Source organism: Methylibium sp., from assembly GCF_013817365.1.
GTDB lineage: Bacteria > Pseudomonadota > Gammaproteobacteria > Burkholderiales > Burkholderiaceae_C > Methylibium.
The window spans coordinates 1-7168 of the sequence record NZ_JACDCU010000201.1 but is presented as its reverse complement, the minus strand read 5'-3'; the positions used below and the strand labels follow the sequence as shown (position 1 = coordinate 7168).

At 70.3% G+C, this 7168-nt stretch carries 8 protein-coding genes and 1 pseudogene; 5 read left to right on the top strand and 4 right to left on the bottom strand.

The annotated features are described in order from the left end of the window. The 3 genes and pseudogenes from H0W38_RS12895 to H0W38_RS12885 form a co-directional block, all read right to left on the bottom strand. A pseudogene (locus H0W38_RS12895) lies at nucleotides 1–223 on the bottom strand (hypothetical protein); the annotation flags it as partial. Continuing rightward, nucleotides 220–909: an HAD family hydrolase gene (locus tag H0W38_RS12890; protein ID WP_292454611.1), complete on the bottom strand. Its 690-nt coding sequence runs from the start codon at nucleotides 907–909 to the stop codon at nucleotides 220–222. The pseudogene H0W38_RS12895 and the gene H0W38_RS12890, both read right to left, overlap by 4 nt. Beyond that, entirely contained in the window at nucleotides 909–1868 is a 960-nt protein-coding gene (locus H0W38_RS12885; protein WP_292454614.1) for a KpsF/GutQ family sugar-phosphate isomerase, read from the bottom strand. Before H0W38_RS12885 ends, H0W38_RS12890 begins: the two co-directional genes overlap by 1 nt. A 146-nt stretch (nucleotides 1869–2014) precedes the next feature. Between H0W38_RS12885 and H0W38_RS12880 the strand changes: the two genes are divergently transcribed. From H0W38_RS12880 to H0W38_RS12860, 5 genes are all read left to right on the top strand, one after another. Further along, nucleotides 2015–4018, top strand: coding sequence for a cation:proton antiporter (locus H0W38_RS12880; protein WP_292454609.1), 2004 nt, complete (start codon nucleotides 2015–2017; stop codon nucleotides 4016–4018). A 386-nt stretch (nucleotides 4019–4404) separates the two neighbouring features. Then, complete coding sequence (locus H0W38_RS12875; RefSeq protein WP_292454606.1) at nucleotides 4405–4554, top strand: hypothetical protein; 150 nt, start codon at nucleotides 4405–4407, stop codon at nucleotides 4552–4554. Beyond that, on the top strand, nucleotides 4548–5120 hold the full coding sequence (locus tag H0W38_RS12870; RefSeq protein WP_292454603.1) for an MBL fold metallo-hydrolase: 573 nt from the start codon (nucleotides 4548–4550) through the stop codon (nucleotides 5118–5120). The genes H0W38_RS12875 and H0W38_RS12870 overlap by 7 nt, the downstream gene beginning before the upstream one ends. A gap of 58 nt (nucleotides 5121–5178) precedes the next feature. Further along, nucleotides 5179–5799: a histidine phosphatase family protein gene (locus H0W38_RS12865; RefSeq protein ID WP_292454600.1), complete on the top strand. Its 621-nt coding sequence runs from the start codon at nucleotides 5179–5181 to the stop codon at nucleotides 5797–5799. 67 nt (nucleotides 5800–5866) lie between these two features. Further along, nucleotides 5867–6406 (top strand): adenine phosphoribosyltransferase, encoded by a 540-nt coding sequence (locus H0W38_RS12860; RefSeq protein ID WP_292441865.1) that lies wholly within the window; start codon nucleotides 5867–5869, stop codon nucleotides 6404–6406. Nucleotides 6407–6500: 94 nt separating this feature from the next. On the opposite strand, the gene H0W38_RS12855 is transcribed toward H0W38_RS12860, so the two are convergent. Next, complete coding sequence (locus H0W38_RS12855) at nucleotides 6501–6959, bottom strand: cyclic nucleotide-binding domain-containing protein (RefSeq protein WP_292454598.1); 459 nt, start codon at nucleotides 6957–6959, stop codon at nucleotides 6501–6503. Nucleotides 6960–7168: the final 209 nt, after the last annotated feature.

The following is a 7168-nucleotide window of genomic DNA, read 5'->3' as shown; positions in this document are numbered from 1 at the left end:
GCGGCTGAGAGCTGCCGGCGTCACCGGGCTGCGGCGTGTTCTTCACCAACCACCAAGTCAGCGCCGCCAACAGCCCCATCAGCAGCACCGGCAGGTAGCTCAGCAGCCGCTCCCACAAGCGCGCTCCGAGCGGCCCACCGCGGTGAACGCGTGGACCGGTGAGCGGCGCCAGCGGCGCCAATTCGCTGAACGGCGCTTCGGCCATGTCGCCACGCTCGGTCATGCGGCGCCCTTGCGCTTCGTGCTGTCCCGCCGGGCGGAAGGTTCGCGCTCGAAGGTTGGACTCAATGGCGCGCCGCTGTGGTCGAGTGTTTCGAGGTGACTGTGCAGCAACGCGGCGTAGCGGCCGCTGGCCACCAACAGCAGATCGCAAAACTCGCGCGCCGCGCCGTGACCGCCCCGCGCGGCGGTGACATGGTCGGCGATGGCGCTCACCTCGGCATGGGCATTGGCCGGCGCGCCTGCGAAGCCGGCGCGCGCGAGCAGCGGCAGGTCGGGCCAATCGTCGCCGATCACCGCGACCTGCGGCCAGGCCAGGCCGAGCGTGGCGAGCAGCGCGCAGGCTGCCGTGAGCTTGTCGTGGACGCCGTAGACAGCGTGAGCCAGCCCCAGGTCGGCGACACGCCGGCGCACCGCGAGCGAGTCGCGCCCGGTGATGATCAACGGCGCAATGCCCGCCAGCGCCAGCAGCTTGAGCCCATGCCCATCGAGCGTGCTGAAGGCCTTGACCGTCTCGCCGTGCTCGCCGATATAAACGCGCCCGTCGGTCAGCACGCCGTCGACATCGAAGATCGCCGCGCGCATGCCCTGCGCCCGGAGCAGGAGTTCCGGCGCGAACGCGAGCGTCGCGCGCACCGGCCGCAACACGTCGCCTTGCGGAGCGCTCGCCGTCGGGCTCGCTGCGTTCATCAGATCACCTTCGCGCGCAGCAGATCGTTGATGTTGAGCGCGCCGATCAGGGCGCCCTCGCCGTCGACGACCAGCACGCTGGTGATGCGAAACGCCTCCATCATGTCGGCCGCATCGACCGCCAGCGCATCGTCGCGCACGGTGCGCGGATTCGCATGCATGACGTCGGCGGCCCGCAGCGCACGCAGGTCGCTGCCGTTTTCGACCAGGCGGCGCAGATCGCCGTCGGTGAAGATGCCGAGCACCCGGCCGTCATCGTCGGCCACCGCGGTCGCACCCAAGCCCTTGCCGCTCATTTCGCGCATCAGATCAGTGAAGGCCGTGTCAGGCGCCACTCGAGGCACCGCACGGCCGGAGCGCATGACGTCGCGCACGTGGGTGAGCAGCTTGCGGCCCAGCGCGCCGCCCGGGTGCGAGCGCGCGAAATCGGCCTCCTTGAAGCCGCGCGCATCCAGCAGCGCCACCGCCAGCGCATCGCCGAGCGCCATCTGCGCGGTGGTGCTGGCCGTCGGCGCCAGGTTCAGCGGGCACGCCTCGAGCGCGACCGAACTGTCGAGCACCGCCTCGGCATGAAGCGCCAGGCCGGACTCGGCACGGCCGGTGATCGCCACCACGCTGACGCCCAGGCGCTTGAGCACCGGCAGGATGGCGCTCAGCTCCTCGCTCTCGCCCGAATTGGAAATAGCCAGCACCACATCTTGCGGCGTGACCATGCCGAGGTCCCCGTGGCTGGCCTCGGCCGGGTGGACGAACATCGCCGGCGTGCCGGTGGAGGCCAGCGTGGCGGCGATCTTGCGCCCGACATGGCCGCTCTTGCCCATGCCCATCACCACCACGCGGCCCTGGCAGCCCAGCACCAGCGTGACGACCCGGGCGAAAGCCGGTGCCATCGGCCCCTTGATGCGCTGCTCGAGCGCGACCAAGGCTTGTGCTTCGATGGCCAGCGCCTGCGCGCCCATCGCGACGCTGCGCTCGGCGGATGAAACAAGGGGGGTGTCGCTCACAGGGTGCGCCCCGGGGCTCGCGCCACGAAGCCTTGAGTAGCATCGAACGATTCTAGGCGGGGCCTGCACGGGCATGACCTGCTCACCTTTGTCTCTCGCCCATGGCCACCACGCTCGAAGTCGTTCTGCTGTACCTGATCGCCGCGGTGCTCGGCGTGGTGCTGTGCCGCTCGCTGAAGCTGCCGCCCATGCTGGGCTATCTGGCGGTCGGCGTGCTGATCGGCCCCAACGCGCTGGCGCTCGCCGAGGACTCGGCCAACGTCGAGTACCTGGCCGAGTTCGGCGTGGTGTTTCTCATGTTCGTGATCGGCCTGGAGTTCAACCTGCCCAAGCTGCGCAGCATGCGCACGCTGGTGTTCGGCCTGGGTCTGTCGCAGGTGGCGCTGACCATGGTTGCGGCGATCGGCGGAAATGCGCTGCTGGTCTGGGGCCTGGCGCTCGCCGGCCGCTCGGGCGGGCTGGCCTGGCAGAGTGCCGTCGCGCTCGGTGCTGCGCTAGCGATGAGCAGCACCGCCATCCTCGTCAAGCTGATGGCCGAGCGGCTCGAACTCGAGACGCCGCACGGCAAGCGCGTCATGGGCGTGCTGCTGTTCCAGGACTTGGCCGTCGTGCCGTTCCTGGTGCTGATCCCGGCGCTGGGTCAGAACGCCGATGGCGACGACATGACGCGCGCGCTGCTGTTCGCCGCGCTCAAGGCCGCCGCGCTGCTCACCGTGCTGCTGGTCGGTGGCCAGCGCGTGATGCGTTGGTGGCTCACGCTGGTGGCGCGCCGGCGCAGCGACGAGCTGTTCATGCTCAACCTGCTGCTGGTCACGCTCGGCCTGGCCTGGCTCACCGAGCATGCGGGACTCTCGCTCGCGCTCGGCGCCTTCGTGGCCGGCATGCTGATCGCCGAGACGGAATACAAGCACCAGGTCGAGACCGACATCCGGCCCTTCCACGACGTGCTGCTGGGCCTGTTCTTCATCACCATCGGCATGAAGCTCGACTGGCGTGCCGTAGCCGAACAGTGGCCGCTGGTGCTGCTGCTGACGACCCTGCCGGTGCTGTTCAAGTTCGGCCTCGTCACCGTGCTGGCCCGCGTGTTCGGCGCGCCGGCAGGGGTGGCGCTGCGCACCGGCCTGTACCTGGCCCAGGCCGGCGAGTTCGGCTTCGTGCTGCTCGTGCTGGCCTCGCAGAACGCCCTGCTGCCGGCGCAGCTGGAGAACCCGGTGCTGGCGTCGATGGTGCTGTCGATGCTGGCCACGCCCTTCCTGATCATGAACAGCAACCGCATCGTCATGCGCCTGGCGGCAAGCGACTGGCTGCTGCAGTCCGTGGCCATGACCACGATCGCCAAGCGCGCGATAAATTCCGAGGCGCACGTCATCATCTGCGGCTACGGACGCAGCGGCCAGAACCTGGCGCGGCTGCTGGAGGCCGAGCACATTCCCTACATGGCGCTCGACCTGGACCCGGACCGCGTGCGCCAGGCCGCAGCCGCCGGCCAGAGCGTCGTGTACGGCGACGCCGCACGGCTGCAAAGCCTCATGGCCGCCGGCCTGGCGCGCGCCAACGCGGTGGTGGTGAGCTACCACGACACGCCGTCTGCGCTGAAGATCCTGCGGCTGGCGCGCGAGCACGCGCCCACCGTGCCCGTGATCGTGCGCACGCTCGACGACAGCGATCTCGAAGCGCTGCAGGCGGCCGGCGCCACCGAGGTGGTGCCCGAGGCAATCGAAGGCTCGCTGATGATGGCCTCGCACGTGCTGGCCCTGGTCGGCGTGCCGATGCGCCGCGTGATCCGCGTCGTGCAGGAGCAGCGCGACGCCCGCTACGGCCTGCTGCGCGGCTATTTCCACGGCGCCGACGACGACACCGCCGAGGAGCTCCAACAGGCTCGGCTGCAAAGCGTCACCTTGTCGGAAAGCGCCGCCGGCCTGGGTGGCTCCCTCGGCCAGCAGGCGCTCGGCGCGCTGGCCGTGCAGGTGGTGTCGCTGCGCCGGGCGGGCGGCGCGGTTGTGCGGCCGACCGACGACATCCGGCTCGCCGTCGGCGACACGCTGGTGCTGGCCGGCCGGCCCGAGGCGCTGGCGCTGGCCGAGGCACGGTTGCTCGAGGGTTAGAACCGTTGACGCCACGGGAGGGCCCGCGCGGGTGATTGCGGGAGATCGCCACCCGCCGCACGACTCCGACAAAGACCCGCCGCAGCGCTGCGCTTTGCAAAGCGGCGTCACGCAGCCATCGGCTGCGGATCGATGATCCACGCTTACGCCAATCAGAGAGGTCCGCATGCTCGACCGCCGCACGCTGCTCAAGGCCGGCCTGGGCGCCGCGATTCCAGGCTTTCCGGCATGGGCCCAGAACGGCCCGGCCTTCGGCCGTCCCGCCGATCCCCTCGCCGGGCTATCGGCGCGAGAAGCTGGGCGACATCGAGGTCATTGCACTGAGCGACGGCGTTTCGCGACGGCCCCTCACCGAGCAGTTCGTCACCAACGCGCCCCCGGCCGAGGTGCGGGCCCTGCTCGCCGCGCAGGGCCTGCCGACCGACTACATCGACGTACCCTACACGCCTTTCGTGCTCGTCTTCGGCGGCCGCAAGCTGCTGTTCGACGCCGGCCTCGGCGAGTACGGCGGCCTGGCGACATCGACACGGTGGTGATCTCCCACTTCCACGGTGACCACATCCACGGCCTGCGCAACAAGGCCGGCGACTTCGTCTTTCCCAAGGCGCGGGTCCTGGTGCCGGCGCCGGAGTACGCGTTCTGGATGGACGACGGCAAGGCCCGCGCCGCCACCGACGAGTGCTCCAAGGGGCTGTTCGCCAATGCGCGGCGCGTGTTCGGCGGCATGCCCGAAGCGATGCTGCAGCGGTTCGAGCCCGGCACCGAACTGCTGCCCGGCCTGCGCTCGGTGCCGGCCTACGGCCACACGCCCGGCCACACGCCCGGCCAAACGCCCGGCCACACGCTGTTCGAAGCGGGCCGCGGCCCGCAAAGCTTTCTCTACCTCGCCGACCTGACGAACGTACCGGAGCTTTTCGCACGCAACCCCGACTGGGCGGTGAGCTTCGACATGGACGCTGCGGCGGCGCGCCGCGTGCGGCGCGAAGTCTTCGCCAAGCTGGTGGCCAGCCGCGCAGTGGCAGGCGGCTTTCACTTCCCCTTTCCGGCCTTCGGCCGCATCGAGGCAGCGGGCAACGGCTATGCGTTCAAGCCGCTGGCGTGAGTCGATGCTCGGCCTGCGCCGCCTGAAGCGCCAGCCGTTGCGGCGGCCGGGGTAGACCATGAGCCGCAAGGATGCCGGGAGAACCGACTGCCCTGCGGCGGACGATCGCCGGGCGATGCTGCGTGCGGCAGCGGCGCTAGGCTGCGCCTTCGCCGTGCCGGCGACGCTGCGTGCGGCCGAGCCGGCTCCGGGGGTGATCGAAGCCCTGCGCCAGGGCGGCGTGGTGGTCATGCTGCGCCATGCCCTGGCGCCCGGCACCTTCGATCCGCCGGAGTTCCGGCTCGGCGAATGCAGCACGCAGCGCAACCTCGACGACGCCGGACGCACCCAGGCGCGCCGCATCGGCGCATGGTTCCGCGAACGCCGGCTGCAGCCGGCGGCGGTGCGCTCCAGCCCCTGGTGCCGCTGTCTCGACACCGCCCGGCTGGCCTTCGGCGAGACGGTGCAGGCCTGGCCCGCGCTCGGCTCGCCGCGCATGACCGAGGACCGCGAAGCGCAGGTGGCGCAACTGCGCCGTGCCCTGGCCGGCTTGCGCCCGGGCGGCTTCGAAGTCTGGGTCAGTCACCAGTTCACGCTCAGTGCCCTCGCTGGCGGCGCCGCCGCCTCGGGCGAAGGCCTCGTGCTGCGGGCCGGCGCCAACGGCGCGCCGCAGACCATCGGCCCGTTCGCGCCTGCCTGAGCCCCGCGTCGCGACACCTGCCGATAATGCGGCCCTCGCTTGACCGGCGCGCCGCGCCCTTGCCGCCATGGACGACCGCGCCCTGATCCGCCAGACGATCCGCACCGTGCCCGACTGGCCTACGCCCGGCGTGCAGTTCCGCGACATCACGCCGCTGCTCCAGAACCCGAAGGTCTTTCGCGTGCTGATCGACCAGTTCGTGCACCGCTATTTCGACCAGCGGCCGGGCGCGGTGGCCGGCCTGGATGCGCGCGGCTTCATCATCGGCTCGGTGCTCGCCTACGAGCTGAACATCGGCTTCATCCCGATCCGCAAGAAGGGCAAGCTGCCCTACGCCACCGTGGCGGAAAGCTACGAGCTGGAGTACGGCTCGGCCACCGTGGAGATGCACACCGACGCCGTGCAGCCCGGGGACCGCGTGCTGCTGATCGACGACCTGATCGCCACCGGCGGCACCATGATGGCCGGCAAGCGCCTGCTCGAGCGGCTGGGCGCCGTGGTGATCGAGGGCGCGGCGATCGTCGATCTGCCGGAGCTCGGCGGCGCGGCCAAGCTGCGCGCATCGGGTTTGCAGCTGTTCACGCTGGTGAGCTTCGAGGGCCACTGACAACGAGCGAACGCTTAGGACTGGCGCCCGTTCGCCACCGCCGAAGACCGGGGGCCGCTGTGCGGCGCTTGTCTTTGCTACCTGCGCGGAGCGGTCAGGCGATCTGCCCGATGTTCGCCCGCATCCGCAAGGCCATCACCGAGCCGGCTGCTCGCAGGATTTCCAGCGCGATCGCCGGCGTGCGCGCGCACAGCTCCTCGAAGCGAGGCAACCGCATCGCCCACACCGTGCTGGTCGTCATGGCCGCGACGTTGGCCGTGCGCATGCCGTCGGCAAACAGCCCCGGCTCGCCGCACATCGCACCCGGTCGCAGGATGGCGCTTCGACTCGTGCCCGCCGCACCGCCTGTTGCATAGACCTGCAGGCTGCCTTCGCCGAGGAAATAGACCGTCCGGTCCAGCTCGCCTTGCTTGACCAGCAGTTCGCCACCGCGGATTTCATGCGAGGTCAGGTACTGCAGGAAGTTGCGCCACTGCGCCGCATCCAGCCGCGGCCGGAACGCATCGGCAGCGTTCAGCGACTGAATCGCATGCAGCAATTGTTCGTGGGTCATCGCAACGTGGGGAAAGACGGGTGCCGGATTATCGGCACCGTCCTGAGGCGCTACAGCCCGCGGCAGCCGGCGCAGGCACCGTGCCGCGGCGGGCGTGAACTGCGTCACTTCGATGCAAGAAGTAGAGAGCCGACGGCAGGCCGCATGAATCCTTGCTTTTCGACTTCTTCAACGCGAATGTGTACCCGGACGTGTACACGCGGCCCGCG